We start from the raw sequence: 2,227 nt of genomic DNA, 5'->3' as shown, positions 1-2,227 counted from the left end.
CGAACAACTAAATTCAGACATTTTGGAAATTTAAATTTTCATGTTTCTGAGTGTTTTCCACTATTATTTACAACGTTGTTGTGTAAGAAAAGTTGCGTGGTTTAAGCAATAAAGTTTGTAAATAAAACACAAACCAAGAAAATCCGCGAGGATTTTCGTAAGTAAGCTTTTACCAGCAATTTTTTTTACACGGTGTTGGGTTTAGTTTTTTTATTCGTTTTTTTCAAATGTCTGAATTTTGTTTACAATAATTGAACGAGGTTTTTCAAAACCAGTTAAAAACTGATTTTCAAATAGGTGTAATTTGAATTCTTTCTCTTCGTTTTCAATAATATCTGCTAGAATTATAAAAAAGCCTCTTCTTAACTCTCCTTCATATTGCTTTTTCATTAATATAGTTTTATTATCTTTTCCTAATTCCCACTTATACTTTCCTACTTTTAAGGAATCTAGTTCAAATTCTATAAATTGTTTGCTTATTTTTATTTTAAGTTCTCCTTCAAAGAGTTCTGTATCTCCTCTTTCTATGTCTAATTTAGAAATAAAATTTCCATAATTTTTCGAATTGGAGTTTTTACTTGTCCAATTTCCAATAATATTTGGTTTCTTTACATTGCTTGTTTTTCTATAAAAATGAGTTTCACTAGTATTGTTATCATCTTCTACTGAAAAATGATTAGGTGCAATTTTTAAAATTTGATTTATTTGTTCCCAGTTGCCTTTCCCTAAAAAGTAATCTGAATAATAATATAAGAAGTAGTAGTTTTGATATTCTGCTATTCCCCAATTTTCGTTTTGTAAATATTCAATAGAATCTGTTTTTGACATTTTATATCTATAAACCATTGATTTATTTTTAAAAAATTCAGAACTATTATATTCAGAACTATCTTTTCCGTCTTTATTTTTCCAGATATTTGAAAGAAGTATGTTTTCAATTTCACTTTTAGAGTATTTAATTTTAGTATTCCTTGGTTTTTTAAAATTCAGCAATACAGTATCAACTCTAGTAAAATCCATAATGCTGAATTTATTTTTATTTAATTTATAGATTTTATAATTCAAACTATCAATATTTAAAGTTGAATCTGATTTTAAATACCATTTGACATTAAAGATTGTATCTTTTATTCCATATTTTCTTATTTGAAGAATATTATTTTTTTTGAAGTCAAAAATTATTGGTCTTCGATGTTTGAAATCAAAACTAGTATCTTTAATATATGATTTATTGATTTCGCTTTCAAACGCCCAAATTCCTTGTATAAACTTCTTTTCAATTCTGTTGTTATATGAAGCACAACCAATTAAAAATAAGACAAAAATAATTAGTAAAATGTTTATTTTCTTTTTCATTCGTAAATTAAACCCAACGTTGTTGTATATGATTTGTTGCGTGTTTCAAGCAACTAATTTAGTAAATAATTACGGACAAAGAAAGTCCGCGAGGACTTTCGTAAGTAGGCAAGAAGCCAGCAATAAATTATATACGGTGTTATGTGCTGTTTTTATTCCGATTTATCTAATTTTAGCATTCCTCCAAAGCAACTGTTTTCTGCAGTTAAAATTCCTTTATTAAACAAAGAGTGAGCGACCATTTTCATTTCTTTATCATTCGAGATTGTAATTCCCCAATCTTTTCCGTTTTCGATTCTGTATATGAGTGAGTCAATTCCGATTTGATTCTCAAATTCAGACAGTTCTTTCATAGAATATTTATCAAATGCACTTATATTCCAAATTGCACTATCGTTTTTAAATTCAAAATACCTTTCTTTATTTTCGATTGCAGTTTCATAGACTTTAATAATTCCGTCTTTTGAATATCCTAAATTCAATTCTCTATGCAATGCTCCTTTCAAAAAGTTTCCTTTCGTGCAATATTCTCGAATTTCTCCATTATTCAAATTTTTAACTTTAACTACAAGAAAATTTTGAAATGTACTTTCATTCTTTATTGCTTTTACATAATTTGGATAAAGTTCTTCGTCACTTAAACTTTGTTCATATTCAACAACTTCATTACACGAAGTAAAAAATAGAATAGTAAAAATCAATATTAGTGTTGTTTTCGTCATTTTTGGTAATTGCACATAACGTTTTGGTGTATTATTTGTTGCGTAAATTTAGCAAAAAAAACTATTTAGACTAAAACTTTAGCGTTTCCGAGGTTTTTCGTAAGAAAAACCAGAAAAAGCAATAAATTTTACACGGTGTTATGTTTTGT

The 2,227-nt window shown here is 26.6% G+C and carries 2 protein-coding genes; both read right to left on the bottom strand.

Annotation, left to right across the window (positions count from 1 at the left end; translation table 11 throughout):
* Positions 1-210 precede the first annotated feature (210 nt).
* On the bottom strand, positions 211-1,356 hold the full coding sequence (locus tag ACW9UN_RS17035; RefSeq protein ID WP_459487569.1) for a hypothetical protein: 1,146 nt from the start codon (positions 1,354-1,356) through the stop codon (positions 211-213).
* Between the two features lie 152 nt (positions 1,357-1,508).
* A complete protein-coding gene (locus tag ACW9UN_RS17030) occupies positions 1,509-2,078 on the bottom strand; it encodes a hypothetical protein (protein ID WP_459487568.1) in 570 nt (189 codons plus the stop codon).
* Positions 2,079-2,227 lie beyond the last annotated feature (149 nt).

This window comes from Polaribacter litoreus (assembly GCF_054584775.1).
The sequence above is the reverse complement of the archived record's forward strand: the minus strand, read 5'-3'. Positions and strand labels throughout refer to the sequence as shown.

What these genes read in the sequence shown, in the direction of transcription:
- ACW9UN_RS17030 (WP_459487568.1), bottom strand. Translation starts at nt 2,078, where the DNA reads ATGACGAAAACAACACTAATATTGATTTTTACTATTCTATTTTTTACT.
- ACW9UN_RS17035 (WP_459487569.1), bottom strand. Translation starts at nt 1,356, where the DNA reads ATGAAAAAGAAAATAAACATTTTACTAATTATTTTTGTCTTATTTTTA.